Raw genomic sequence first — 26806 nt, 5'->3', positions numbered from 1 at the left:
GTCAGCTCACCAATCCGGTCATGACGCCGACGGGGACGGAGACGAAGCCGACCGTCAGCAGTAGTGCGAGCGCGTTCGCGGAGGTCTTGAGGAAGCGGTCCCGGGACCTGCTGCCCGCGCCGAGGGTCTGGGCCGCGCTCCAGAATCCGTGGCGGACGTGGAGGCCGAGGGCGAGGACGGCGGTGATGTAGACGACGTTGCCGTACCAGGTGGAGAAGGTGTCGACCACGTTCTGGTACGGGCGGCCCTTCTCGAAGCCCCCGGGGTGGGCGTGGCCGGTCGTGAGGTCGAGGATGTGCCAGACGAGGAACAGGACCAGGATGATCCCGCCCCAGCGCATGGTGCGGGTGGCGTAGCTGGCCCGGGCCTTCTTGTGGACGTAGCGGGCGGGGCGCGCCTTGATGTCCCGGCGGCTGAGCTGGTAGGCGCAGACGCCGTGCGCGACCACCGCGACGACCAGGACGACGCGCAGCATCCACAGCGCCCACTCGTAGTGCAGGATCGGCTCGCCCAGGGTGCGCAGCCAGTGGGCGTACTCGTTGAAGGAACTCGTACCGAAGAAGATCTTCAGGTTGCCGATCATGTGGGCGACGAGGTATCCCAGCATGATCAGACCGCTCACCGCCATCACGGTCTTCTTGCCGACGGTGGAGTCCCAGATCGTGCGCGTCATGGACGGCCGTCGATCCGTCCGTGTTGCCAGAGCCATGCCACAGCACGCTACGGGGCCGATTCCGATCGGTCCAAGACATGGGTTAGCTCATTTTCATAGCCATCCACTATGACACCCGTACACTGGTCCCATGCAGTTGCAGCAGCTCCGCTACTTCGTCACCGTTGCCGAGACCCGGCACTTCACGCGCGCGGCCGAAGTGGTGCACGTCGCCCAGCCCTCGCTGTCCCAACAGATCAGGGCACTGGAGCGGGAGCTGGGCGCCGACCTGTTCCTGCGGGCCCGCGGCAACATCACCCTGACCGACGCCGGCGAGGCCCTGCTCCCGTTGGCCCGGCGCATCCTCGCCGACGCCGACACCGCCCGGCACGAGGTGCAGGAACTGGCCCAGCTGCGGCGCGGACGGGTGCGGCTCGGCGCCACGCCGAGCCTGTGCACGGGCCTGCTGCCGGAGGTGCTGCGGGCCTTCCACGACCGCTACCCGGGCATCCGGCTGCACATCGAGGAGGGCGGCTCGCACGACCTGGTGCGCGAGCTGGCCCGGGGAGCGCTGGACCTGGCGCTGGTGGTGCTGCCGCTGCCCTCCCCCTCGCCGGCGCTGACCACGGTGGAGATCCTGCGGGAGGAGCTGGTCGTGGTCTCCTCCCCGGAACTGCCCGCCCCCGGGCAGGGCGGTGAGGTGCGCGTCACGGACCTCTCGGGCGAACCCATGGTGATGTTCCGGCACGGCTACGACCTGCGGGAACTCACCGTCGGCGCCTGCCGCGCCCAGGGCTTCGAGCCGGAGTTCGCGGTCGAGGGCGGAGAGTTGGACGCGGTCCTCGGCTTCGTCCGGGCCGGGCTCGGCGTCGCAGTGGTCCCCCGGATGGTGGCCACCCGTCCCGGACTGGGCCTACGGGTCAGTCGGCTCTCCCACCCCGGGCTGCACCGGACGATCGCCCTGGCGCACCGCAGCGACGTGGCCCCGCCCCGGGCGGCCCGCGAACTCCAGCGGCTGTTGCTGGAGCGGAAGGCCACCGCCGGACGCTGAGCGGGTCGCCGAGGGCGGGCGGACGCACCCCCGAGGGCCTCCGCGTCCGGCGGCCGCGGAGAGCCGCCTCCCCCGTTCCGGACCGGGGCACCGCCCGGTGTCCCTCGGGGCCGCGCGGTCCGCTCGTCCAGGAGCCCCTCGGGCACGTCCGCGGCGTGGGGGAGGGCATTGCGCCGTGCCTCGTCGGGCGAGCGCACGGCGATCACGCTGCCCGCGACGGCAGGGTGCCGCCGGGGACACCACGGCGGCCCGGGGGACGAGGAGCCTGCCGACCTCGGTCGAGGGGGTGTGCTCAGCCGGTGGCGTCCGCCAGGGCGAGTTCGTGCAGTCGGTCCGGTGGACCGGGGCGGGCGTAGTACCAGCCCTGCGCGGTGTCGCAGCCCAGCTCCCGCAGCTGCTCGGCCTGGGCCCCGGTCTCGACGCCCTCCACGGTCACCGCGAGGTTCAGGCTGTGGGCGAGCGAGACGATGCCTTCGACGATCTTGAGGTCCACCGGATCGGCGGGGAACTGCTGCATGCCCTGGGTGAAGGAGCGGTCCAGCTTGAGGACGCTGACGGGCAGTCGACGCAAGTTGGCGAGATTCGAGTAGCCGGTGCCGAAGTCGTCCAGGGCGATGTCCACGCCCATCTCGGCCAGGCGCCGCAAGGGCTTGAGGAGGTCGTCGTCCGCGCCGATCAGGGCCGACTCGGTGACCTCCAGGCAGAGTGCCGCGGGGGCGAGGCCCGCCCGTTCCAGGATCTCCACCGTGTCGGAGACCAGTCCCGGGTGGGTGAGTTGACACGGGGAGAGGTTGACGTTGACGCGCAGCGGACCGGCCGGGGCGCCGTGCCGGGCCTGCCAGCGGCACGCCTGGCGCACCGATTCCTCCAGCACCCAGCGGCCGAGCGGGACGATCAGTCCGGTGCGTTCGGCGAGCGGGATGAAGCGGTCGGGACCGAGCACCCCGTGCTGCGGGTGCGACCAGCGCACCAGGGCTTCCGCACCGCTGACGCTGCCGTCGCCCAGCTGGACCAGGGGCTGGTACTCGATGAAGAACTCGCCGCGCTCCAGGGCGGTGGGCAGTGCGGTGGTCAGACCGTGCCGGGTGATGGCCCGGGCGTCGGCCTCCTCATCGGCCATCTCGTAGCGGTTGCCGCCCGCCGACTTGGCCCGGTACATGGTGATGTCGGCGCTGCGCAGCACTTCGGCGGCGCCCCGCTCGCCCGCCGGGCCCTCCACGATGCCGATGCTGCCGCGCACGGACAGTTCGCGGCCGTCGACCAGGATGGGGGTGGCCAGCGCGGTGAGGATGCGGCCGGCGAGCTCGTCCACCGCGTCCTGGGTGTCCGGGCCGGTGGTGAGGGCCACGAACTCGTCCCCGCCGAGCCGGGCGACCATCTCGCCGGGGGCGGTGGCGCACGCCTGGAGCCGGTCGGCGACCTCCACCAGCAACCGGTCCCCGGCCGCGTGCCCGAGGCTGTCGTTGATGATCTTGAATCCGTCCAAGTCGAGGTAGCAGAGCCCGAAGCGCTGCCCCTCCCCCGCGGAGAGCGCCTTCTCCAGCCGCTCGAAGAACAGGGTGCGGTTGGGCAGCCCGGTGAGGGCGTCGTGGGTGGCCTCGTAGCGCAACCGGAGGTTGAGCAGACGGCGCTCGGTGGTGTCCTCGATCAGCGCGAGCTGGTACTGCGGCTGCCCGTCGGCGTCCCTCAGCAGGGAGACCGTGAGGTTGGTCCACAGGGCGGTGCCGTCGGGACGCTGGAACGCCTTCTCCACCCGGTAGTGCTCCCGCTCGCCGCGGATCAGTTCCGCGTACAGCTGCCAGACGTGCGGGGGGTCGTCCGGATGGGTCCACTCCACGAGCGGCCGACCGCGCAGTTGCCGCTCCCCGCTGCCGAACATGCGGACCAGGGCGTCGTTGACCTCCAGGACCACGCCGTCGAGGTCGGCGATGCAGATCCCTATGGCCGCGCCCTCGAAGACCGCGCGGAACCTGGCCTCGCTGGCGTGCAGGGCCTCGGCGACCATGCTCCGCGCGGCGAGCGCGGCCCGGGAGATGGCCTCCTGCTCGACCAGCGTGCGCTCGCGCAGGGCGTGCGCGAACCCGGCCGCCGCGGCGTGCTGGAGCCGTGCCGAGCGGGCCCGGAGCCCGTCCGGGGGGCCGTCGCCGCCGCAGTACAGCACCAGGTACGCCTCCACCACGTCGAGGGTGCGGCTCAGCGCCTCCGGGTCGGTGCAGTGGGCCTCGACGAGGGCCGCGCCCACCGCCCTGCCCTCCGCGGCGTCGAAGGTGCGCGCGTGCAGGGCGTCCCGCAGCCGCCGGGCGAGCGGCAGCAGCGCCCGCTCGAACTCGACGCGGGTCCAGGACGTCGCGGTCACCGGGTAGAGGGTGCGGCTCCAGATGGTGGCGAATCTGCGCGCTCTGTCCTCCGGCCCGTCCGGCTCGGCGCTCACGCTTTGCGTCCCACCCCGACGAATCCGCCGAACAGCGACGGGTCCGCCTCGTTCGGATCGGTTTCGGGCCGCCAGTGGGGCAACGGCACGAGCCCGGGTTCCAACATGTCGTATCCCTCGAAGAACCGCGCGATCTCGTCGCGAGAACGCATGACCAGTGGATTGCGGGTGCTCTTGTAGACGTCCACGGTCCCCTCCGCCCGTTCCGCGGCGATCCTCATCCCTTCGTATGAACCGTGGGTGACGGCCAGCAGGCTTCCCGGGGCGAGTGCGTCCCCCAACTGCGCGACCGCGGCGTGCGGGTCGTCGGCGTCCTGCACGAAGTGCAGCACGGAAACGAGGAGCAGCGCCACGGGCCGGTCGAGGTCGAGCAGCTTCCCCACGGGCTCGGAGGTGAGGATCTCACGGGGACGGCGCAGGTCCGCACCGACCACATCGGCCTGTTCATTCTCGGCCAAGACCGCTTTGCTGTGGGCGACGGCCACCGGGTCGTGGTCGACGTAGACGACCCGGGCCGCGGGGTCCGCGGTCTGTGCGACCTCGTGGACGTTTCCGAAGGTGGGAATGCCGGAACCGATGTCGAGGAACTGCGTCACCCCGTCCGCAACGGCCAGTTCGATGGCCCGGCGCATGAACGCCCGGTTCGCCTGAGCCACCTTGGGGATGGCGGGAATGAACTGCATGGCTTGACGGGCAGCTTCCCGGTCCACCTCGAAGTTGTGCGAACCTCCGAGGTAGAAGTCATAGATCCGGGACACGCTCGGCACCGTGATGTCAATGCCCTGGGGGGCCCACGAAGGGCGGTCCATCGCAGTCTCCTACGCGTCGTCGTCCGGCCGGTGTTCGAGCCGAGGCTACTGATCGGCGGCCAAGGGGGCGAGCCGATGAGGAAATTCGCGATCCGTTCTCGGTCATTGCCAGCGGCACGTGCCGCTGGCGGGGGGTCGATCGTCCACCACCTCGGGGACGGGGGTCGGTCCCACCGCCCCCGGGGCGGTCTCGCAGCCTTTCGTTCGCCGGGCCCGGGCACACCCCGCGCACGGACCTCACCTGCGTCTGCGTCCGCGAGCGGCCGGACGTTACTGGGCGACGGGTCGACCGTCCGGCCTGACGGCGTACCAGGTCCCGCCGACGCCCTGCCCCTTGACGTCACCGGCCTTCGCGTCCTGGGCGAACCGGTACATCGGCCAGCCGGCGAGGGTGAGCTGCCGGGTCCCGTCCGCCCGGGTGAGCGTGCCGAGCAGGCTCGCGTCCATACCGCTCGCGGCGCTGGTGTTCTCCGCGAGGACCGGCGGCCAGGCGGTGACGCAGGCGTGGACGCAGGTCGACTTCGGCGGCTCCGCGCTGTCCTCGTCGTAGCGGTAGAGGGTGAACCCGGCGTCGTCGGTCACGATGTCGCCCAGCGACGCGTCCGCACGGACGGAGAGTTGCCCCGCGGCCTTCGCGCCGCCCTGCCCCGAGCCGCCCGAGCCTTCGGCCCCGCCGGGTGATCCGTTCGCTCTGAGGGGCTCGTGTCCCTCCGCCCCGCCGGCGGTCACCGACACGCCGGAGTTCCCTCCGTCCGCGACCCCCTCGACCCCGCCCTGGCCGCACGCCGCGATCAGGGTCAGCGTGGCTGCCACCGCGCCGACCAGTACGGCGCTCCGGCAGGTTCTCATAGCCAACTCCCCTTTTTTGTTTGGGTGTTGAGCAGTTCCTCAGTCCCGCTCTCGACTTATGTACGTCCTGGTGAGGAGGCGGCGTTCAACACCGTGCGAAAAAAGTCACGCCATCGGTAGGGGGTGAACCATGCGCGAGGGCGTTCGTCAACCGAACTGACCTTCATACCACCCGTTCGAAGTATTCATGTTCTCGCGAAGCCCCAGGTCGGGACCGTCCCTCCATGATCAGAGGGGTGTACGGATACCGACGGACCTGGTCCGCCCTGCTGATACGGGTGTTGGCCCCCCTCGCACTCGCCGGAGTCACCACCGCACCCGCCGCGGCGCTGACTCCGCTGACCGCGTGCGCCTCCGCATCCACCGGTGAGGGGAGCGCGATGGCGGTCGCGGGGACCGCGTCCTCCTGTTCGCCGCACCCCACCCCGCCCGCGCCCAGCCCCACGCCGACGCCGGCTCCCAGCCGGACGCCCGCGCCCAGCCCCACGCCGCCCCCCGCGCCCACTCCCCCGCCCGTTCCCCCTCGACAGGAGCCACGACCGTCCTCCCCGCCCGCTCCCCCGGCACCCGTGTCCCGGGCGCCCGCCGCCCCGGTGCCGGCGCCCGCGCCACCGCCCAGTCCCCGGCCCGCCGCGAAGCCGGCCCCCGACCCCGTCCGGCCGGCCCCGCCGCCCGCCGCGCCCGCGCAACGGATCGCGCCACCGCGCCCCGGACCCACCCCCGCGGCGCGGCCTGCTCCCCCGCAGGTGGCGTACCCCGAGTACCGGCCCACGGCCCGGCGTGCGCCGGTCCGCCACGGCCCCTCGCTCGTCTCGTTGACCCTGCTCATCACCGCACCCGCGGTCCTCGCCGTCGCCGCACTGCGTCCACGTTGACCCCCGGAGGAATATCCGATGCCGGAATGGCTTGTTCTCGCTCTCGCCATGGTCGCCGTGTGCACGGTGATCGTCCTCGTCACCTTCGTCCAGCACCGTCGGATCGGGGTCGATGACGATCCTTCGGAGACCCCCGACGTGATCGAGTACATCACCATGATGATCGGCGTGGTGTACGCCATCGTCCTGGGCCTGGCCATGGCGGGGGTGTGGGAGGCCCGCAGCGCCGCGGAGGAGCACGTGCACGCCGAGGCCCGGGCGCTGCACGAGGTCCACGAGCGGGTGCGGGTCTACCCCGCCGAGGTGCGCGACCGCATCCGGGCCGACGTCAACGCCTACGTCGGTCACGTGATCGACGTCGAGTGGAAGAAGATGGTGGACACCGGCGGGCTCACCGAACGGGGCGACGCCCTGATGGAGCGCATCCGGCACGACGTCACCGACTACCAGCCGCGGACCGACTTCGAGGCGCAGGCGTACCAGCCGCTCATGGACCAGGTGACCATCGCCGACCAGGCGCGCACCGGACGCGGCGAGGCGGCCCAGCCCACGATGCCCGGGGTCGTGTGGTTCGGGTTGATCGTCGGGGCGGTGGTGACCCTCGGGATGATGTTCGCGCTCCAGATCCGACGTACCGCCCGCGAACTGGTCCTCGCCGGACTGTTCTCGGTGCTGATCGCCTTCCTGTTGTTCCTGGTGTGGGACTTCGACACGCCGTACGGTCGCAGCGTGACCAGCGGCGGGGAGCCGTTCCTGAGCCTGTTCCCCAAGCTCGGCCCCTGATCGGTGCGGACTCCCGCCCCCGGCACGGCCGGGGCGGGGGCCCGGGCGGCGCGCCCGTTCGGTCCCCCGCACGAGTGAGGCGAACGGGCCGTGGTTCCCCCGTGCGGCCCACGGCCGTGCCCCATTCGCCCGACACCGATCGCGGCCCGGGAGGGGCGTCCCTAGCGTGGCGGGCAACGAGGCGCACGACCGACACCAGCGGAACAGGTCCGCGGCTGCCCCTCGGGACCGGAGGTCATCATGCGCGCGATACGCCTCGCCTCGGCCACCGCGCTGGCGGGCACCGCACTGGTCGCCAGTGCCCTCGCCCTCGCCGCTCCCCATGCGACCGCGGAGGACCGGGGCTCCGGGGAGGACCGCGACGCCGAGCACGGTCGGTTCGAGGCGAGTGCCGCCCCGACGACGATCGCGGCGGGCGGGCAACTCACGCTGCGGGCCTCCGGCTGCACGGGCGAGACCCGGGTGACCGCAGGGGTCTTCGACGCGGTGCGGCTGCGCGAGGGCGAGCGCTCCCGGTCGGTGACGGTGGACGGGGACGCCCGCGCGGGCGCCTCCTACGCCCTGACGTTCAGCTGCGAGAACGGCACCAGCCGGACCGTGCACCTGACCATCGCGGGGCACTCCCCGGTGGAGCACCCCGCGCAGTCGGAGCACCAGCAGTACGGGGTGCGGGCCGGCACCGGGGGCACCGTGGCCGGCTTCGACCTGGGCGAGATCGGGCTCGGCGCGGCGCTGGTGGCCGGCGCGGTGGGTTCGGCCTGGTACGCCTCCCGACGTCGGGCCGACGAGGGGTCCTCCTGAGGGGCGGGCCCGTGCCCCGGCGGGCGGCCGGCCGGTGGGACCGCCACGGTCCCGGCCGGCGGACCGGGACCGTGGCGGCGGGGCCCGGTGGGGCGTCTCAGGTGCGGTTCTCGGCCCGGCGTCGCATCCAGAAGAAGCCGCCGCCGATCGCCGCCACCCCGACGAGGCCGCCGCCGATCGCCATGTCGGTGCGGGTGGCGCCGCTCTCGCTGCTGCCGCCGAGTCCCCCGCGCACGCCGCCGATCACGGTGAACGCGTGCGGGCGGGTGTGCCGACGTCCGTCGCACTCCGCGGTGATCCCGTGGGAGCCGGCCGAGGCGAACCGGTGGACCGTGACGGTGGCGGTGGCGGTGCCCCGTCCGTCCCGGTCGTCGCGGCCCAGGCCGGTCAGCCGGGTGCGTTCGAAGACGGGCGACTCGATGAATCCGTTGCCGCACGAGCGCCCGTCCACCGTGACCGTGAGCCGTCCGCCCGCCGCGATCACGCTCGGATGGGCGGTGATGTCACCGATCTGGTCGTTGTCGTCATGGCTGTTGTGGCCGTTGTTGTTCTGGTCGTTCCCGGCGGTCGCGGTGGGGGCGGCGCCCCCGAGTGCGGCCACCACGGCGGCCGAGACCACCAGGGCACGGAAGCTACGCATGGACATCCTCCGCGGGGCGCCCCGGGGTGACGGTCCCCGGTCGGTCGACGCGAGCGCCTCCGCAACCGACCCTCACGGGGCGTGCGCGGGCGCGCATGTCGACGCTCCGCCGTCCCGGTGAGCGGGCCGATCGGGAGACGGCGCACGATCCGCCATCACCGCAGGTCACAGAGCGTCAGAAATTTCCGCGCGGTGGCGACTCGGATGGCGCACGCCTCGGGCGGTCCACCACCCGTTCGCCGTCGTCGCGTCGCAGGTGGTGTCCCCCGCGCTTAGTTTTCTCGTACGCATCGACGGGCGACCGGTCGCGAGCGGATCACGTCGAGAGGGGAAGGGCCATGTCTGCGTCCCAGCCGTTCGAACCGGAGCGGCCGAAGAAGCGCGCACCGTGGGGCGTGATGGCACTGGTGCTGTTGACCGGTCTCGCCTTGATGCGGAACGGGTCGGGCGAGTTCGACACGGGTCCGCCGCAGCCGGCCACCGCCGCGGCGACGGACCGTCGCGGACCCGCGCCCACTCCGGTCGCCGGGAGGGACGTGACGGCGCTGCCCTTCGCCAGACCGGAGCGGGTGGCGATCCCCGCGATCCGGGTGGACGCCCCGATGATGCCGGTGGCGCTGGACGCGGAGGGCTGGGTGGACGCACCGCCGCCGGAGGATCCGAACCTCGCGGGCTGGTTCTCGGGATCGGTCACCCCCGGCGAGAAGGGAACCGCGGTGGTGGTGGGCCATGTGGACAACACCCGGGGCCCGGCGGTCTTCTACGGCCTGGGGGCCCTGAACAAGGGCAACAAGGTGGAGGTGCGGCGCTCGGACGGCAAGACCGCCGTGTTCGAGGTCTACGGGATCGAGGTCTTCCAGAAGCACGACTTCCCCGGCGAGGTGGTGTACGGGGACACCGGGTACCCGGAGGTGCGGGTCATCACCTGTGGCGGCGGGTTCTCGAAGCAGGACGGGTACGACGGGAACGTCGTGGTGTTCGCCCGCATGGTCGACGTCCGCTGAGGCGATGCGGTCCGGGGCCGGTGGCTCCGGCCCGGGACCGCAGCTCAGAGCGCGGCCCGGTCCGGAAGCACCATCTCGTAGCCCCCGGCGAGCAGTTCGGGCAGCCAGACGCGCAGCGCCCGGACGGTCTGGGAGCGGTCACCGCCCGCGTCGTGGGAGAGCACCACCGCCCCGGGCTCCGCGCCCTCGCGGACCGCCCGGGTGATGGCGGCGGTGCCGGGGGTGTCCCAGTCGACGGTGTCGACGGTCCAGGCGAAGGGCTCCATGCCGAGGTCGGCGCCGATCTCGAAGACGGCGCGGTTCCAGGCGCCGTAGGGGGCACGGAACCACAGCGGGGGTGCTCCCACCGTGCGCTCGACGATGTCGCTGGTGCGGGCGATCTCGGAGCGGACCGCGTTCCGGCCGAGCGAGGGCAGCAGGGGGTGGCTCCAGGTGTGGTTGCCGATGACGTGGCCCTCGTCGGCCATCCGCCGGGTCAGGCCCTTGTTCCACCGGACCTGTTCGCCGCAGACGAAGAACACCGCGGGAACCTCGTGTTCGCGCAGCACCCGCAGGATGTCGGGGGTGTAGGCGGGGTCGGGGCCGTCGTCGAAGGTGAGGACCATGCTCCGTCGTCCCCCGTCGTCCCAGCTCAGGATGGGGGCCCGGCGCACCGCGGGCTTGGCGAGGGGGCGGGTGCGGGGCGGGGGCCCGTACCCGGTGAGGGGTTGGAGCCGGTACGCCGAGGGCTTCAGGGGGGCAATGGCCGGGGGTCCCGGGGCCGGGGCCGCCGTCGCGGTCGCCGCGGTGCCACCGGGGGTGCGCGCCCGGTCCACCGAGAAGCAGCCCGCCGTGGCGGCCGCTCCGAGTGCCGCGGCGGCACGGAGCAGTGTTCGGCGCACAGGAGTCGTCCGATCATCTTTCATGACTAATCCGTCGCATGACGCACCCCACGGGGGGATCACCGCCCCCGGAGCGCCGTCCGAATGCACCCGATGGGAGCAAGCGGGGCGGGACGGACCGGTCCGCGGTGCGCAGTCTGCCACGCGCACGGGCCCGGACCGCGGGCGACGCGCGGAATCCCCGGGTGACGGCGCTCCCGTCGGAGCGGGCCGGGAGCCGACTCACGGTGCGACGAGGGCGCACAACCACAGGACGTGCGCCCCGGTGCGGGCGTGCACTCCCGAAAGCGCCGGCATGCGGGTCACACGGACGGGGCGCCGGGTGCGCCTGCTTCCCGCGTCCGGGAACGCTCGCCACAGTGGCGTCGTCCGCCCGGAGGTCGGGTGCCGCGTCGCCGCCCCCGCCGGGGCGGCAGGACCGCGGTGCGCGGCCGGTGCGCACGGCCGTCCGCCGCCCGACCGGATCCGAAGGGGCGAGACCGTGGCCGTACCGCGGAGGGGCGAGGGCGTTCTGCGCCGCAAGCCCATCGAGCACGTCGAGGAGACCGAGGAGGGGGCCGGCCCCGGGCTGGCGCGCTCGCTGGGCCTGTGGCAGCTCACCGCCATCGGGGTGGGCGGCATCATCGGCGCCGGCATCTTCACCCTGGCCGGTACCGTCGCCAACGGCACGGCGGGACCGGCCGTGTTGCTGTCCTTCCTGATCGCCGGGGTGGCGAGTGCCTGCGCCGCGCTCTCGTACGCGGAGTTCGCCGGCCTGATCCCCAAGGCGGGCTCGGCGTACACCTACGGGTACGCGGTGCTCGGGGAGTTGGCGGGGTGGTTCATCGGCTGGGACCTGCTGCTGGAGTACACGGCGATCGTGGCGGTCGTCGCCATCGGCGTCTCCGGGTACTTCGGCTTCCTGGTCGAACAGACCGGTGCGGAGCTGCCCGCCTGGGCCTTGGGGGCACCGGGAACGGGCGCGGGTCACCGGATGGACCTGTTCGCGGCGGTGTTGTGCCTGCTGATCGCCTGGCTGCTGAACCGCGGCATCCGCAGCGCGGCCCGCTTCGAAACCGTCGTGGTGGTGTTGAAGGTCCTGGTGGTGCTCCTGGTGATCGGGGTGGGGGTCTTCCACATCGACACGGCGAACTACCACCCCTTCTTCCCCTACGGGGTGAGCGGGGCGTTCACCGGGGCGGCGACGGTGTTCTTCGCGGTGTTCGGCTACGACGCGATGAGCACCGCGGCCGAGGAGTCCAAGGACGCCCGGCGCCACATGCCCAGGGCGATCCTGTACTCGCTGGCCATCGCGATGGTGCTGTACGTCGCGGCGTGCCTGGTGCTGACGGGCATGCAGGACTACCGGGACATCGACCAGGAGAGCGGGTTCTCGACGGCGTTCGCGTCGGTGGGGCTGGACGGGCTCGCGAACGTGATCGCGGTGGGCGCGATCATCGGCATCCTCACTGTCATGTTCACGTTCATGTTGGGAGTGACCCGGGTGTTCTACAGCATGTCCCGCGACGGCCTGTTGCCGAAGTGGTTCGCCGCGACGCATCCGACCCGGCACGTGCCCACCCGGGTGACCTGGATCGTGGGGGCGGCCTCGGCCGGCATCGCCGGCTTCCTCCCGATCGGCGAGGCCGCCGAGCTGACCAACATCGGCATCCTGCTGGCCTTCGTGGTGGTCTGCGTGGCGGTGATCGTGCTGCGCTACCGCCGCCCGGACCTGCCCCGCACCTTCCGCACCCCGGGGATGCCGGTGGTCCCGGCGCTCGGCGTGGTCTTCTCGCTCTGGTTGATCACGTTCCTGCGGTGGGAGACCTGGGTCCGGTTCGCCGTGTGGTTCGCGGTCGGGATGGTCGTCTACTTCGGCTACTCCTACCGACGCTCGGAGCTGGCCGACCGCCCGCCGGAGTGAGCCCGCCCCCGCCTCAGCGCCCCATGGTGAGGCCGTCCCCGGCGGCACCCCGGCTGAGCACGACCTCCCGGACCCGTTCGCGCACCGCGGCGGCGCGCGAGCCCTCCTCGATCCCGGCGGAGGTCAGGTCCACCACCCGACCCCGGGCGGTGTCGAACCACTGGGGGAGGAACTCGGCCTTGGCGACCTCCCAGCGGGCTCCCGGGCGGGCGGGGGGCGCGAACGTGAAGCGGGCGATGCTGCCCTCGTTGCCCCGGGCGTCCCACTCCCCGTCGTAGTTCATCATGTCGCCCGCGACCTGGTCCCCCATGCCGTAGACGATCCACGTCCCGTTGACCTTCTCGTACGCCTGGGGGACGTGGGCGTGGGTGCCCACGATCACGTCGATGTCCGGGCGCCCGTCGGTGCGCAGGGCGGTCAACTGCTCCCCCAGGGCGAGTTGGTCCTCGTCGGGCTCCTGCTGCCACTCGGTGCCCCAGTGCAGGGACACCACGACCACGTCGGCACCGGCCGCCCGGGCCGCCCGGGCGTCCGAGGTGATCAGTTCGGGTTCCATCGGGTTCACCGCCCACTGCTGGTCGTCCGGCAGCGGATTGACGTTGGTCCCGAAGGTGTAGGCGAGGTGGGCGACCTTGGCCGTCCCCCCGGACAACCACGCCGGGGTGCGGGCCTCGCGCTCGGTGCGGGCCGAGCCGGCGTGCTTGACGCCCGCCCGGTCCAGCGCGTCCAGGGTCCGGGCGATCCCCTCGGCACCGTCGTCGAGGGTGTGGTTGGAGGCGGTCGAGCACGAGTCGTAGCCGGTGGCCCGGAGGCCGGCGGCCACCTCGGGCGGGGACTTGAACGCCGGATAGCCGGTGTAGTCGCCGTCCGCACCGTAGATCGTCTCCATGTGGCAGAGGGCGACGTCCGCTGCGGCGATCACCGGCCGGACCCCGGCCAGCATGGGCGCGAAGTCATGGCCCTCGCCCGTCGCGTCGGCCCTGGCTCGACGGATGATCGAGTCGTGCGGCAGGACGTCACCGGTGGCCACCAGGGTGAAGCCGCGCTCGGCGACGGCGGTCGGCGGAGCGGGCGCCGGCGAACGGGCCGGGGCGGAACGTCGGGGCGCATCGCGCCCGTCCGACGGACCGGGGTCGGCGCACGCGGTGGCGGCGGCGCCGAGCAACAGCGTGACGCCGACCGCGAACGCGCACCGGACGCGGGGGGCGGTCAGGGGGTGGAGGGGTTGGCGCGAGGTCATGGAACCGCTTCCCGTCACTACGCGGGTCGGCCGGGTGCGCGGACCGCGGAGTGCGCGCGGGGCTGGTGGCACGGCCCCCGTACCGACTTGTCATATTTTCCGACTTTCAGACTCCACAAGGGATGGTTCGCCGGGGCAAGGAGCCACACGGGGCCGCCCCGCCGGAGCCACCCGAACGGACGTCGGCCTCCACCCGACGAGCACCACGGAGGCGCATGTGACGCATCTCACGTTTCACCCATCGCCCTTTCGGTGCGTGACGATGGTCCACCGTTCAACCCCCGCACGTGCCCGGACTGCAACGCTGTGTAGCGGAATTCGGCGTTCCGGTGGGCCTGTTGCGACGGGAAGGCCCGTCTGCGGCCCTCGGGACGGTTGCGGACCGACAGCGAGCCCCTCGCCCGCTCCCTTCGCGCCGTCCGTCAGCCGGTTCCTCACCGACTCGGTTCACGATTCACCATCACATTCCGCCGGGGACGGCCGTAATGTGAGGGCTCGGCCGACCGAACGCCCGGGGTTCCCCACCCCGGTGCGTCCACACCTGTGGCCTGCCGTTCGGGGCCCCGCGAACCCCGGCAGGCCCACCACGAAGCACAGCGTCAACGTGAGTGAGCCGGACCCGACCGTGCGTCTCACCCCGTGGTGCCCGCCCGGCAATCGGCGCGGAGACCAGGGGGTGCCGAGGTCCGAGAGAAGGTGGAACGGTGCTGCCCGACAAAACGAACGGCACGAGTGGCGACGAACTCGTGATCCCCATGGCCTGGTTGTACGCCGAGTACATCGCGGACGAAGTGCTCCGCACCGGCGATCTCGTCCCCTCCAGCACACTCGAATTCCGCGCCGGGCGTCAGACCCTCGCCCTCACCGTCTATCTGTCCGACCTCAACGACGAGCTGTCCGGCATCCGCGTCGTCTCCCAACTCGACGAGTGGCTGTCCCTCACCGCCTACGGACACCCCTGGCAGGAATGGGTCCGCGAACGGTTCGTGGGCCTCGCCGCCGAAGAGCGCGCCCGCGGCCGCACCAATCCCGACCTACGACTCGCCGAAGCCGCCTGGCGGTGGCTGGAGCACACCGAACTCCTCGCCCCGGACCTCGACACGGGCCTGGTCTGGCGGCCGAACGGGCCCGCCGTCGACGAGAGCGAACAGGTGTGGACCCCTGCCTGGCGGCTCGGGGTCCCGCTCGGACACCTGGCCATCCACCTGTTCTGACCACCGGGATTCCGAGGGGCCTTGAGCGGAAGCGGAAGCCGCTGCGTATTCGATGACGGCATCCCCGCCCCCTCCCCACCGTGTCCCGAGGACCCCCACGTGAGCCCCTCCCCGCGGCACCGGGACGTCGCCGCCTATGCGCTCGGCGTCCTGGAACCGGCCGACGCCCTGCACTTCCAGGAACACCTCCCGGGCTGCCCGCCCTGCCGGGTCCAACTCGGCGACCTCGCCCCCACCATCGTCTCCCTCACGCCCCTCGCCCACCCCGGGGCGGCCGGCCCGCCACCCCTGCCGGCACGCCCCTCCGAGGCCCTCCTCGACCGTCTCCTGACCGAGGTCGCGGAGCGGACCGTCCGCACCCGCCTCCGCAGCCGCCGCCTCGCGCTCCTGGGCCTGGCGCTCGTCGCCGCCGCCCCCGTCACCGCCCGCGCGCTCGCCCACCGCCCGCGGCCCGCCCCCACCGCACGACACCTGAGCAGCACCGACCCGGTCACCGGGGCCCGCGCCGAGCTGACGCTCACCGACCGCGACTGGGGCACCGCGGTGGCGCTCTCCCTCACCCGGGTCCCCGGACCGTGCACCTGCGTCCTGCTCGCCGTGGGCCGCGACGGCACCGAGCAGGCCGTCCTGACCTGGACGGTGCCCGACGGCTCCGCGCCGACCGCCGGCCGCACGGCGGACCCCGTCGTCCGGGGCGGAACCGCGCTGCGGGCGACCGGGATCGCCCGGTTCGAGGTCCGCACCCGCGACGGCGACCGGCTGGCCACCGTGGTCATCTGACGGCCCGTCCGGGAATGCTCCGTCCGGGATCCCCCGTCACGCCGTGAGCTGCGTGAAGACCCTCCTCAGGTCCAGCGCCTCGCCCCCGCTGACCCACGCCAGCGGCGCGTAGTGGTGGACGACCCCCGCCGGGCGTTCCAGCAAGGGCCGTCCCACGGCGTCCGTGGGCCACTCGACCGCACCGGTGAGGGTGCGGGCCGCGAAGCTCCAGTGGTCACCGGAGGCGTACCGCCCGCCGGGCCCGAAGTGGATCTGGACCCCGTCCTCCAGGTCGAGCCACTGACCCTCGACCAACTGCACCGCACCGCCCTCCATCCCGGGCGCACCGCGCCGGCGGCGCTCCAGTTGGTCCCAGCGCCGCAGGTAGGGGTGGTGCGCGGGCTGCCGCCCGACCGTCGGGTCCGGTTCCGCCGACAGCCGGACCCGCCGCCCGGGCAGGTCGACCTCGACCACCTGCGGCAGGTCGAAGACCTCACCGCGCCCGACGGAGGCGTCGTCACCGACCTCCACGAAGTCACCGACGTCCACGGTGAGCCCGTCGTCGCGCCCCATCGCCTCCAGGGTGACCCACGCGCCGTCCACGGCGGTCAGCGGCAGCACCACCGACCCGTTCTCGCGCGACCACTTGTACGTGGCTTCGCCCGCCACGCCCCCGCGGTGGACCTCCACCCGGTACAACTGGTTCTCCGGCCCCCGGTACCGTGCGTCCGGCGCGACCAGGCACGGATCGTCCTCGGCGCGCGCCGGCCGCTCGGCACGCGCGGCGAGCCGACAGGTGCGGTCCTGCTGCTCGGCGACCCACTCGGCGAACGCCGCCGCGGGGTCCCGCTGCTGCTCTTCCGCCAGCTCCAGCGGCAGCACCTGCCAGTCGGCCCGCACCCGAGCCGTGGTGTCCGGCAGTGCGGAGCCGAGCGCGGTCTCCCGCAGCCGCGGGTCCTGCACCGCCGTCACCAGTCGGTCGTGCACCCGCAGGTAGGCCAGGAACGGGCCGGACGGCAGCTCGTCGGCGTCCCGTTCGAGATCCCGATGGGCATGGGGCTGGTCCCAGTAGGTCCACGGGCCGGCTCCGGTGCCCTCCCTGGTGTCCGCCGGCGGCGGGCCCTCGACCGCGCCCACCGCCGGCGGCGCCTCGGGGCGGGTGGCATCGACCGCGATGCCGTCCACGTAGTACCGACCTGCCGCGATCGTGAGCGACGCCTTCTCGCCCTCGGACTCCGCCCGGTACGCGACCTTGAAGCCGTCGCCGGGCCCGCCGTGTCGGCCGATCAGGTCGGCGGCCAGCGACCGGTCGGCCGCCAGCCGGAGATCGGCCTGCTCGTTGGACTCGGCGTCCAACAGCACCCGTCCCTGCTGGCTGACGACCGCGAGGTAGTGGTCCTCCGGTCGGTGCGTGCGGCGCGAGAAGTCGCCGTGCATCTTTCCCTCCCGAGCAAACGATTGACGTGGTGTCAGTTGACCTTGGTGATGCCGGCGTCCATGCCGGCAGGCGTGAACTCCGCGAGCCGCGCCCACAGGTTGTCCTCCCGCTGGGGCTGGAACAGGTCGTGCAGCACCCCGAGTTCCGAGCCGTCGTCCGCGCCCCGCTCGATCTCGACCGCGCACGACGGTGCGAGCTGGAGGTAGGCCGGCGTCCCGTACCGCCGGCTGGTGAACCGCGGCCGCACCCGTGCGGCCTCCAGCGCACGCAACCGCGGCAGGTCCGCCTCGTCCACGTCACCGGACTCGACGAGCCGCCGCAGGCCCTCGGCGACCAGGTCCGGTTGGCAGTGGTACCGGCGGGGCGTCCGCGACCCCACCGGCAGGTAGCAGAACCGCAGGCAGCCGACGCCCCTCCGCGCGACGTGCACCAGGCCGTCGAAGACGGCGTTCTCGCCCAGCCGGATCGCGTGCGTGCGCACCGCGCCGATCACCGTCGACCGCCGCACCGTCAGCTCCGCGTGCGCGTGCCGGCACTCCGGCGCCGACACCGCCTCGCGGTCCGCACCGGTCGCGTCCAGCACGGAGTCCGTGACGCACACCCGCACGGGGTCGGTCCCGGCCTCGTCGTTCGTCACCAGGACCGACCCCACGACGCTGTGGGAGATCTCCACGCACGCCGTGGTGTCCTCCAGCACCAGGCTGGGCTCCTGCGGGTGGGTGGGACGGCAGTGCGGCTCCAACGACCACCCGGGCACCAGCGTCGAGTGCCGTACGACGACCCCGCCCATCGGCCCGGTCACGCTGACCCCGCGGCCGGTGACCAGCAGTCCGTCGAGCACGAACCGCGGCGGCGGCCGGTCGTCGCCCTCCTGCGCGCCGAGCGCCCGGATCTGCAACGAGTCCGGCCGGTTGCTGTACCAGTCCAACAGCCGCAGCACCGGCCGCTTCCGGTCCGCGGCGCGCACCTCCAGCCGGTCCCCCGGCGACAGCACGAACTCCAGTTGCTCCTGGTAGGCCCCGCCGTCCGCGATCTCGATCACCGCCTCCGGCTGGGCACCGCCGCAGTTGTCGCGCTGCCACGCCGCGTAGGCCCGCTGGATCCGCTCGAACCGCTCCCCCGGTCCCACCCGGTACACCTTCGCCGCACCCGGCGTGGTCACGCCCCGCGGGTACTCCCCGCCGCCGAGTTCGGACGGCTGGAGGAAGTGGTAGTCCACCCACACCCCGCGCCGCGGCGCCGACCGCGCCCCGAACACGATCCGCCCGAGCTCCGGGTCCACGACCACCTCGGTGCGCCGCGCCCGGTAGAACCAGCCGGACAGGTCGGCCACCACGATGTCACCGGGCGGCACCGGTTCCGGGTGCCCGTCACGCCAGATCGCGAAGCTCTTGTCCCGGCCGTAGAAGTCCGGCAGCCGGTCGGCGAGTTCGCGCCGGGTGATCGGAGCCGGCACGTGCTCCCGTCGCGCGAGGTGCTCCGGCGAGGGCTCGGGCACCGGCTCCGTCGCCAGTGGCACGTCGTTGCCGAGGATCGAGAACGTGTACCGGTTGCGCGCCCGGTCGATGCAGTAGGCCGGCGCACGGGTCAGTGACTGCGGCCGCAGCCGCCACGCGTACACCCCGACGTTCGACGGACCGTACCGTCCCCGTCGCCGCGAAGAGCCGATGCGCGCGGCCTCGGCGAGGTGGCCCTGCGTCTCGAACGGCCCGCCGATCCCCACCAGTTCCGCGGCACGGCGCACGTCGAGCAACCCGGGGGCCGCCCCGACCCGGCGCACCGCCGCCGCATCGGAGGACGGAAGGAGTCCGACGGGCTGGTGGCGCAGCAGCAGCCGGTGGAACTCGACCGCCCGCGACGGCCAGTCGGCCACCGAGGACGCCAGCTCCTCCAGCATCGGCAGCGTCCCCTTGCGCCGTCTGGACCCCACCGTCGCGGCGACGTCCCGGCGCGGCGCCAGCCGGGCCACCAACCCGTCCGCGGCCGCCGTCGCGAGCGCCTCCTCGTGGCCCGGCGGCAACCGGTAGCCCACCAGATCGCCCAGGTAGGGGACCGCCCAGCGCTCGGCGGTCTCGACGAACCAGTTGTCGTACAGGCGCTCCAGGTCGCTCTGCACCAGGTCGACCTGCTCGCCGATCACCGCGAGCAGCGCCCGCAGCGCGGACCCGTTCTCGGCGTCGGTCCTGCGGATGTGGAGCGCGAGCAGTTCGCTCAGCCGGTCCGGCTTGCGGCTCATCGGCGTACCTCCTTCAGGATCAACGTGTTCGGGACGGCGGGCGACAGCAGCACCAGCTGCGCCGGCCGGACGCCGGCGAACACCACCACCCGGGTGCCCGCCGACAAGGGCTCGGCCGGTGGCAGCCCGGGGTTCAACCGGAGCAGTTCGGCCACCGTGATGCCGCCCCGCGCGGCGACCGACGTCAGGGACTCGCGGTACTCCGCGGAGTCGTCGGACCCGGGCGGCCGGACCTCGTGGTACTCGACCGCGTAGGACGCCTGCCGGGCCGGCACCACCGGGTTCGGCGTGGTCAGTGCGGAGGCCAGCTCCTGCAACCCGGCCGGTGTCATGCTGCCCGGGACGCCCGCGAACACGTCCACGTCGACGTACTCGACGCCCGGCACCGCCTGGGCCGCGGCGATCGCCTCGGACAGGTACGCCGGCTGCCCCAGTTCCCGTCGGTCGAACCCGAGCCGTTCCAGCAGTGCGCGCCGTACCCTCGGTTCCACCAGGTCGTAGGAGTGGTCCGGCGCGATCTTCAGTCCGGCGGACATCACCAGCAGCACCAGTTCGCGCACGTCCACCCGGACCGGTAGCTGCGGGTCGCCGTACCGGGCGAGCGCGGAGCGCAAGGACCGGACGATCTCGCCGTCCTCGTCGAGGGTGATGTCGTCGACGCCCGCGACGGTGACGTGGACGAGTTGGCGTCCGCCGAGGACGCGGCGTGCCGCGGCCCGGCCGATCCCGGCCCGCGACCTGGTGAAGTCCTCGTAGTCGGTGATCCCGACCAGGCGGTCCAGTGCCGCGACCGCGAGCGGGATCTGTCGCCGGGTCTGCCGCAGCCCGTCCGGGTCGGCGCCGCCGCCGGCCGGCAGCGGGTTGGTGACGCCGGTGACCCCGAGCGGGCGGGTAAGCGGGGTGGTCACGGTGTCGGCGGCGACGTTGCCCGCGGCGCCGGTCCCGACCCGGTAGCGGGCCCGGACGTTCTCGTAGCCGGTGGGCAGCCGGGCGCCGTGCACCCCGTCGCCGAAGCCGACCGTGGTGCGGCCGTCCTCGGCGGCGCCGGTGACGTAGACCTTCGCGGTCGGCGCCTGCCCGGCGAGGCTGTCCACCTCCTGCCACAGCACCCCGTCGACCCGTACCTGGAGCGTGTTGCGCGCGCCGCGCGGGGTGTCGGCCGGGAGCCAGGTCAGCGGAGCGGCGAACAGCGTGAACGTCTGCCCGGCGAGGCTGGCGTCGCCGCTGCCGATCGGCTCGTCCCGGGTCGTGCCGGCATCGGCCCGCACGACGTTGCCGTGGATCGTCACCGTCGTGCGGCGGTAGGCGTACGCCAGTGCTCCCGCGAAGGTGAGCGTGGTGTGCACGGCCTCCCCGGGCCTGGCCGGGTCGACGTCCTGCGAGACGCCGGCGATCATGGCGAGCTCGGCGGCCCTCACCCCCGGCGTGTCCGGGATGTCGGTGCGCTCTCCGGCGACGACGACCCAGCGGCCCGGCTCCAGCCCGTCGTACAGCTCGGCCAGCTCGACGGCGCTGCCGGCCACGTCGTCGGGGATCGGCTCGGTGGCGACGGTGAGCGGCTCGCCGCCGGCGTACACCGTGGTCCTGCGGATCTGGGACAGCTGCGTGTCCTCCGGGCCGAGCCAGGCGTCCGCCAGGGTCAGTTCGGTGACCTTGCCGGTGATCCCGAAGTCGGACTGCGAGATGACCCGGGCGGTCTCGACCCGGGTGATCAGTTTCTGCAACGACGGTACGGCGCCCGGCCGCTCGACCACGACCCAGCTGTCCGGTCCGATCCCCGGGTACACGGCGTCCAGCACGAGCACCTTCGGCGACACCGTGCTGGTGGTGGTCAGGGCGACCGTGACCCGGTCCGGGTCGTCGGCCCGCTCGGCCCGCCCCAGGACGACGTTGACGCCGCCGTGGGTGGTGGTCTCCTCGTCGCCGGGTTCGAGGTCCTTGCCGACCGGCGCCGGATCGGTCCCGAACGAGGGGGCGACCTCGACCGTGATCGTGCCGTCCGGGGTGCCGGCGTCCGGCTTCGGGCCGGTGAACGTGACCTTGCGCGCGACGTCGTTGCCCCAGCACAGCACGGTCACCGTCGCCGGTGCGTCGGCCGGTGTCGTGGTGGTGACCCAGACCCCCAACGGCCCCACCTGGAGGACGCCTTCGAACGGCAGCGCCGTCGGCTCGCCGACCGGGCTGCCCGATTCGATCCACTGCGAGACGAGCGTCTTCGGCTCGCCTTCGTCGTACTCGACGGTGAAGGTCAGTGACGTCGATCCGGTCAGCGGCCAGTCGACGTGCCCGACGATCCGGCCGTCCGCCGCGTACTGCGGTTGCAGCGGTGCGGTGGCGCCGAACGGGGTGGCCACCGTGCGCAGCACCTGCAACCCGGCGAGCGGCGGTGGCTTGGTGAGGTCGACGTTGCGCCACGCCTCGTACAGCGAGGCGAGCCGCGGGTCGAGCGCGGTCAGCAGCCGGACACCGGCGTCGGAGCCGGTGCCGAAGACGTCCGCCGGGTCCAGCGGCAGGGCGCGGGAGGACGCCGGCTGCGGTGTGCGCGGCTTGCGCAGCGCCCCGAGGAGCGCGGCCAGTCCGAGCAGGGCCGGGTCGTCCCCGGGGGGCCGTGCGCCGCCGGACCCGTCGTCGGTGGCGACGGAGCGTGCGAGGGCCAACTCGTGGAACAGTCCCTCGCCCTCTTCCGGGGGCCGGTCCTGTTCCGGCTCCAGTCGCCCGACCTGCACGCGGATCACGGTCAGGTCAGCCCGTAGGTCGGCGAGGAAGGCGTGCACGTTCGGGTACGGCGCCGCTGCCGCCGAGGACTCCTCCAGCAAGCGCAGCGCGTCGTCGAGCGCCCGCCCGAACTCGGTCGGCGTGGTGATCGTGTCCGGGTCGGTGCCGCCCTCCTCGCGGTCGACCGCGGTGACCGGAACGGGTGGCCCGGCGACGGGCTCCTCCGCCGGCAGCCGGTCGCGCAGCGGGACGAGGACGGTGTCGACGTACCGCCTGACGATCCGGCTGCCGCGGTACCCGTCGTCCTCCGACAGCGCGGCGACCCTGTCCCGGAACCGCGTGCACAGCTCGGCGAACGTCGGTGGCTTCGCACCCGGCATGAGTACCGTGGTGATCCCCTCGACCTCGTCGACGGTGCACTTCTGCACCACGTCGAGCGCCTGCCGACCCGGTTCGGTGCCGAACACGAACAGCAGCCGGTCGCCGGTCTGGAGCCGCGTTCCCGCGCCGGCCAGGTGCACCTCGCGCCGGTCGACCGTGCGGTCGGCCCGCAGCCGCACCGGATAGGGCCGCCGCAGCCGCACCGCGAGGTCGTTCCACGCCGTCCGTGCGACGAGGTCCTCGACGGTTTCGAAGGACTGCGGTTCCTGGCCCGTCCCCGGCACGCTCTGGGACCGTGCCCCGGCCGGGATCGTCACCGCCCGGTCCCGGTCCACCCGGTGGGCGAGGTACACGCCGGCGCCGACCCCGGGCCGCGGTGCGTGCCCCACCAGCCGGCCGAACAACAGCAGGGAGTCCGCCCGGGTCGCGGTGCGCAGGTAGCCCTCGTTCGCCACCCTCTCGGTGTGGAAGCCGAGCAGGTCGCCCAGGACCGCCCACGCGTCCAGCCAGGACAGCGCCGGGTCGTCCGGGGTGCGCACCAGCAGGTCGCGCAGCTCCGGGTACGCCGGGCTGGACAGCCTCGCGCGCATCGACGACCAGAACGCGTGGTGGTCGCCGGTCCGGTACGCGATCTGCGGCAACCCCGGCGGGTTGGCCCTGCCGAACGGCGTCTTGAGTTCGGTTCCGGTGCAGCAGTCCCCGCCCGCACCGCACCGGCAGTCCCCGGTCATCGGCCTCCTCCGATCTCGATGTGCAGCCGGCCGTTCTCCGGCCGGTCCGGGTCGTCGTCCAACTGCGCGACCTCCAGCGGGCCGATCCGCAGCAGCCCGTCGTCCAGTTCGCCGGCCTCGGGCGCGAACAGCCTCCGCAGCCGGGTCACCAGCACGCTCGTGACGCCCGGTGCGGCGGCCACCGCCGCGACCACCCGACTGATCCGCACCGGGTCGCCGAAGGTCACCGCGTCCGGGGCGAACAGCGCGAGCACCGTCTGCCGCACCGCGTCGTGCACATGGCCGCGCTGGTGGCCGGCTGCGGCGCAGACCTGCAGTTCCAGGTCCACCGGCACCGGCGTCGCCGGCCGGGCGACCACGTCGTGCCCGATCCGTCGCACGCCGTCCAGCGCGTGCTCGACCCGGGCCAGCAGCCCGGCGTCCGGCTCCGCGGTGCCCAGCGCGTCGACCGCGACGTGCACCTCCTGGCCGGTTCCGGTCCAGCGGAGGACGGCCGCCGCACGTTGCACGCCCGGCACGACCGAGGCCAGTTCGGCGTAGTCGTCCGCGGTCACCGCGCGGAGTCTCACCCGGTGCGGCTGGAGCGGCGCCAGCCGCCGTACGTCGTCCAGGGCCTCCGGCTCGGTCCCGCCGTGCGCCGGCAGCGGGTTGCGCACCAGGGTGACGGCGTCGTCGCCGCCGTCGCACAGCACCAGGTGTCCGATCGCCTCGGCACCGACGTTGCCCGCGGCACCGTTGCCCACCCGGTACCGGACCGCGATCCGTCCGCCCGCCGGCAGCGCCTCGCCGTTCACCCCGTCGCCGAACCGCAGGGCCAGCCGGCCGCCCTGTTCGCTCTCGCCGACGAACGCCTTGGTGTCGGGCGCGGCAGTCAGCAGGTCGCGGCGCGGGAGCCACTCCCCCGCCCGGGTGCCGTCGGCCGTGCGGGCCGTCACGGTCACCGCGGGCAGCGCGGCCCGGGGGTCCTGGGCGAGTGCGGCCGCGGCCGGCCCCGCCAGCCGCGGGTCCTCGGCCCGCAGCCCCTCGGCGTACGGCGGGCCCCAGGTCTGCGCGAGCTCGTCCACCAGCCAGCCGCCGAGCACCTCGCCCTCGCGGGCCCGGCGGGACAACCGGGCCAGCCGCCGGATCTTCGCCCCCAGCAGCGATGCGTAGCGCAGCAGCAGGGCGTGCAGCGCCCGCGCCTCGTCGTCCGCCAAGCCGAGCCGGTCCAGCACGGCCTGGCCGAACAGGAGCCGCAGTTCGGCGATCTCCCTCCCGGTCAGCGGCCGGGCAGCGCGCCACAACGCGGTCACCCGCGCCCTGGCCCGCGTCGGGATGCCGTCGAGGAGGTCCGCCTGCCCGGACGAGACGAGCGCCGGGACGGGGTAGGGGGTCCGTTGCGTCACCGGTGCGTCGGTCAGCTCGGGACGGAAGGGCTCCGTCGTTCCCGGGTGGCTCAGCTGGGCCAGCAGCGCGACCAGGCTCGCGGCCTGGTCGGCCGCGGGGGCAGCGGCGTCCAGCCCGGCCCGGTCCAACGCCGCCCGGCCGACCAGTCCGCTGAGGGCCAGGACCTCGTCCTCGGTGAGTTGCCCGCCGTTGCGCGCCTTCGTCAGCAGTCCCACGATCGCCTCCCCGGCGGGCCCCTGCCGGGGCCGGTCGGGGCAGCAACCGGGCTCGCACACCAGGGGCAGCACCGGCGCCGGCGGGACGTCGTGCTCCTCCGGGTTCCCGCCGCAGGCCGTCAGGTCCCGCCCGTGGTCGACCAGGACGACGTTGCCCCGTGCGACGGTCACCTCGGAGAGCCGCTCGCACGCCGGGCCGCCCTCCGTCGTCAGACAGGCGCTGAAGGTCAGCGCGTCCCCGGCCGCCCAGGTCACCTCCACGACCGCCCGGTCGTAGAGCGCGTCGCACGCCGGGGTCACCGAAGTGAGGCGCACCACCTGCCGGTGCGTCGGGTCGGCGTCGGCCGGTGAGCCGGTGCGCGGGCCGAGCACCTCTTCGATCACCAGCAGGTCGCCGGGCACCAGGTGCAGTCCCTCGTCGACGAGGGTCGCCGAGGTCGTGCCCTCGGGCAGGCAGCACTCCTCGTCGCCCCAGGTGTGGAACCTGATCCGGTTGTGCGTGGGCCACAGTTCGGTCTCCCCGCTCGCGACCGGTTCGAAGACCTCGGTCCGGACGGCGGGCGGCAGCGCGGCCAGCGCCGTCTCGGTGACGACCGCCTTCAGGTCCGGCCGGGCCACCGGGTCCACCCGGCTGACGTCGATCGCCGCGAACCGGAAGGCGCCGGGCCGCAGTGTCACCTCCTCGTCCACGCGCAGCGTCACCGCGGCCCGTGCGTTGCACCCGTCGTGCATCGGGTAGTCGACCAGCCGGGCGTGCCGCCGCACCGAGGTCCGCCGCCGTGCGGTGTGCAGGTACGCCTCGGTGGCCACCGCGTCGAGTTGGTACTCCAGTTGGTCACCGACGTACGCGAGCAGTTCGACCACGGTCGTGCCGAGGTCCGGCACGTGCCGCTCCACCCAGGAGGGTGCGACCAGGGTCATCCGGTCCAGCAGTTGTCGGCGCAGCGTCGAGTAGTCCCGTGCCGTGTAGTCGATCACCGGTGCCGGAGGGGTTTCGGAGGCTTTGGCACCGCCTCCGCAAGCGCAGTCGGACCGTGCCGGGCACTGCGGGTGGAACACGAAGTCGGCGCGGGAGTAGCGCGGGTCGAACCCGGCCAGCGGCTCGGTGCCCGGCCGCCCGTAGGCGTCCGGTTCCACCACGGAGAGCGTGTACGGGGAGGTGTCGCCGGTGCGGTCGACCACGACGAACGCCCGGTCGTCCAGGTCGGCGTCCTCCTCGCGTTCGATCGTCACCTCGACGACGTGCACCGCGGTGATCCGGCGGCCGCCGTCGATCCGGACGTTGCCCGGGGCGAGTCGCTTCGGCGCCTTGCCGAGGAACGTCACCAGCAGGGTCAGTCCGTCGTCGTGCGCCTCGACGGCATCGATGCCGTTCAGCTCCGCGGCCCTGAGGTCGCCGCGCCGGTGCCCGGTGCGGCACTCCGTCGTCGGTCCGGTGGTCATGCCGTCCTCCCCTCGAAGGTCTCGGTACGGCGGTCGCCGGTCGCTCGCAGGACGTAGGCCACCCGGACCCGCAGCACGTTGTCATCGCTCTCGACGACCACCGCCTCGATCTGGATCACGTCGCCCAGCCAGCGTTCCAACTGTGCGTGGACGGCCAGTTGCAGGGTGGCCGCCAGCTCCGGACTGTTCGGCTCGAACACCAGGTCCATCAGGCCGCAGCCGAAGTCCGGCCGCATCACGCGTTCGCCGGGGCTGGTGAACAGCACCGATTCGATCATGTCCCGGACGTGGCCGTCGTAGCCGACGTCCGCGGTCCGTCCCCGCCGGTCCACCCGGAACGGGACGTCGATGTCGATCCGCTCGGTCACC

20 protein-coding genes are annotated in these 26806 nt (G+C 73.4%); 8 read left to right on the top strand and 12 right to left on the bottom strand.

The features are described 5' to 3' along the window. Position 1 precedes the first annotated feature (1 nt). A complete protein-coding gene (locus ABT092_RS09885) occupies positions 2–709 on the bottom strand; it encodes a succinate dehydrogenase (protein WP_351241773.1) in 708 nt (235 codons plus the stop codon). Positions 710–803: 94 nt separating this feature from the next. Between ABT092_RS09885 and ABT092_RS09880 the strand changes: the two genes are divergently transcribed. Beyond that, positions 804–1703, top strand: coding sequence for a LysR family transcriptional regulator (locus tag ABT092_RS09880; RefSeq protein ID WP_351241772.1), 900 nt, complete (start codon positions 804–806; stop codon positions 1701–1703). 292 nt (positions 1704–1995) lie between these two features. Here ABT092_RS09880 and ABT092_RS09875 read toward each other — a convergent pair whose 3' ends face one another. The 3 genes from ABT092_RS09875 to ABT092_RS09865 all read right to left on the bottom strand — a co-directional run bounded on the left by ABT092_RS09875 (position 1996) and on the right by ABT092_RS09865 (position 5792). Beyond that, positions 1996–4134, bottom strand: coding sequence for a putative bifunctional diguanylate cyclase/phosphodiesterase (locus tag ABT092_RS09875; RefSeq protein WP_351241771.1), 2139 nt, complete (start codon positions 4132–4134; stop codon positions 1996–1998). Beyond that, positions 4131–4943: an SAM-dependent methyltransferase gene (locus ABT092_RS09870; RefSeq protein ID WP_351241769.1), complete on the bottom strand. Its 813-nt coding sequence runs from the start codon at positions 4941–4943 to the stop codon at positions 4131–4133. The genes ABT092_RS09875 and ABT092_RS09870 overlap by 4 nt, the downstream gene beginning before the upstream one ends. Positions 4944–5213: 270 nt before the next feature. Continuing rightward, a complete protein-coding gene (locus tag ABT092_RS09865) occupies positions 5214–5792 on the bottom strand; it encodes a hypothetical protein (protein WP_351241767.1) in 579 nt (192 codons plus the stop codon). A gap of 746 nt (positions 5793–6538) precedes the next feature. On the opposite strand from ABT092_RS09865, the gene ABT092_RS09860 reads away from it, so the two are divergent. The 3 genes from ABT092_RS09860 (at position 6539) to ABT092_RS09850 (ending at position 8251) form a co-directional block, all read left to right on the top strand. Beyond that, positions 6539–6667: a hypothetical protein gene (locus ABT092_RS09860; RefSeq protein ID WP_351241765.1), complete on the top strand. Its 129-nt coding sequence runs from the start codon at positions 6539–6541 to the stop codon at positions 6665–6667. Positions 6668–6685: 18 nt separating this feature from the next. Next, the gene (locus ABT092_RS09855; protein WP_351241763.1) at positions 6686–7450 is read left to right on the top strand and encodes a bestrophin-like domain; all 765 of its coding nucleotides are present in this window, start codon (positions 6686–6688) and stop codon (positions 7448–7450) included. 240 nt (positions 7451–7690) lie between these two features. Next, entirely contained in the window at positions 7691–8251 is a 561-nt protein-coding gene (locus tag ABT092_RS09850) for a hypothetical protein (RefSeq protein WP_351241761.1), read from the top strand. Positions 8252–8348: 97 nt separating this feature from the next. Here the strand turns inward: ABT092_RS09850 and ABT092_RS09845 are convergent, their stop codons facing one another. Beyond that, a complete protein-coding gene (locus ABT092_RS09845; protein WP_351241759.1) occupies positions 8349–8891 on the bottom strand; it encodes a hypothetical protein in 543 nt (180 codons plus the stop codon). A gap of 338 nt (positions 8892–9229) precedes the next feature. Between ABT092_RS09845 and ABT092_RS09840 the strand changes: the two genes are divergently transcribed. Beyond that, complete coding sequence (locus ABT092_RS09840; protein WP_351241757.1) at positions 9230–9895, top strand: class F sortase; 666 nt, start codon at positions 9230–9232, stop codon at positions 9893–9895. Between the two features lie 44 nt (positions 9896–9939). Here the strand turns inward: ABT092_RS09840 and ABT092_RS09835 are convergent, their stop codons facing one another. Then, positions 9940–10800: a polysaccharide deacetylase family protein gene (locus tag ABT092_RS09835; protein WP_351241755.1), complete on the bottom strand. Its 861-nt coding sequence runs from the start codon at positions 10798–10800 to the stop codon at positions 9940–9942. Between the two features lie 457 nt (positions 10801–11257). On the opposite strand from ABT092_RS09835, the gene ABT092_RS09830 reads away from it, so the two are divergent. Continuing rightward, positions 11258–12679, top strand: coding sequence for an amino acid permease (locus ABT092_RS09830; RefSeq protein WP_351241753.1), 1422 nt, complete (start codon positions 11258–11260; stop codon positions 12677–12679). 13 nt (positions 12680–12692) lie between these two features. Here ABT092_RS09830 and ABT092_RS09825 read toward each other — a convergent pair whose 3' ends face one another. Further along, positions 12693–13919, bottom strand: coding sequence for a CapA family protein (locus ABT092_RS09825; RefSeq protein WP_351241751.1), 1227 nt, complete (start codon positions 13917–13919; stop codon positions 12693–12695). 755 nt (positions 13920–14674) lie between these two features. Here ABT092_RS09825 and ABT092_RS09820 point away from each other — a divergent pair. Both ABT092_RS09820 and ABT092_RS09815 read left to right on the top strand, forming a co-directional pair. Beyond that, positions 14675–15133: a hypothetical protein gene (locus tag ABT092_RS09820; protein ID WP_351241848.1), complete on the top strand. Its 459-nt coding sequence runs from the start codon at positions 14675–14677 to the stop codon at positions 15131–15133. Between the two features lie 99 nt (positions 15134–15232). Then, entirely contained in the window at positions 15233–15913 is a 681-nt protein-coding gene (locus ABT092_RS09815) for a zf-HC2 domain-containing protein (protein ID WP_351241749.1), read from the top strand. 36 nt (positions 15914–15949) lie between these two features. Here the strand turns inward: ABT092_RS09815 and ABT092_RS09810 are convergent, their stop codons facing one another. From ABT092_RS09810 to ABT092_RS09790, 5 genes are read right to left on the bottom strand one after another with little or no spacing between them, the layout of a single operon-like run. Next, positions 15950–17329, bottom strand: a complete 1380-nt coding sequence (locus ABT092_RS09810) for a DUF6519 domain-containing protein (protein ID WP_351241747.1) — start codon at positions 17327–17329, stop codon at positions 15950–15952. Between the two features lie 32 nt (positions 17330–17361). Continuing rightward, positions 17362–19566: a hypothetical protein gene (locus ABT092_RS09805; RefSeq protein ID WP_351241745.1), complete on the bottom strand. Its 2205-nt coding sequence runs from the start codon at positions 19564–19566 to the stop codon at positions 17362–17364. Further along, positions 19563–23393, bottom strand: a complete 3831-nt coding sequence (locus ABT092_RS09800) for a putative baseplate assembly protein (protein WP_351241743.1) — start codon at positions 23391–23393, stop codon at positions 19563–19565. The genes ABT092_RS09805 and ABT092_RS09800 overlap by 4 nt, the downstream gene beginning before the upstream one ends. Beyond that, a complete protein-coding gene (locus tag ABT092_RS09795; RefSeq protein ID WP_351241741.1) occupies positions 23390–26437 on the bottom strand; it encodes a putative baseplate assembly protein in 3048 nt (1015 codons plus the stop codon). Before ABT092_RS09795 ends, ABT092_RS09800 begins: the two co-directional genes overlap by 4 nt. Next, positions 26434–26805, bottom strand: coding sequence for a GPW/gp25 family protein (locus ABT092_RS09790; RefSeq protein ID WP_351241739.1), 372 nt, complete (start codon positions 26803–26805; stop codon positions 26434–26436). The genes ABT092_RS09795 and ABT092_RS09790 overlap by 4 nt, the downstream gene beginning before the upstream one ends. Position 26806 lies beyond the last annotated feature (1 nt).

Source organism: Streptomyces sp. NPDC002490 (genome assembly GCF_040296045.1).
Classification (GTDB): Bacteria; Actinomycetota; Actinomycetes; order Streptomycetales; family Streptomycetaceae; genus Streptomyces.
This window is presented reverse-complemented; position numbering and strand designations above follow the sequence as displayed.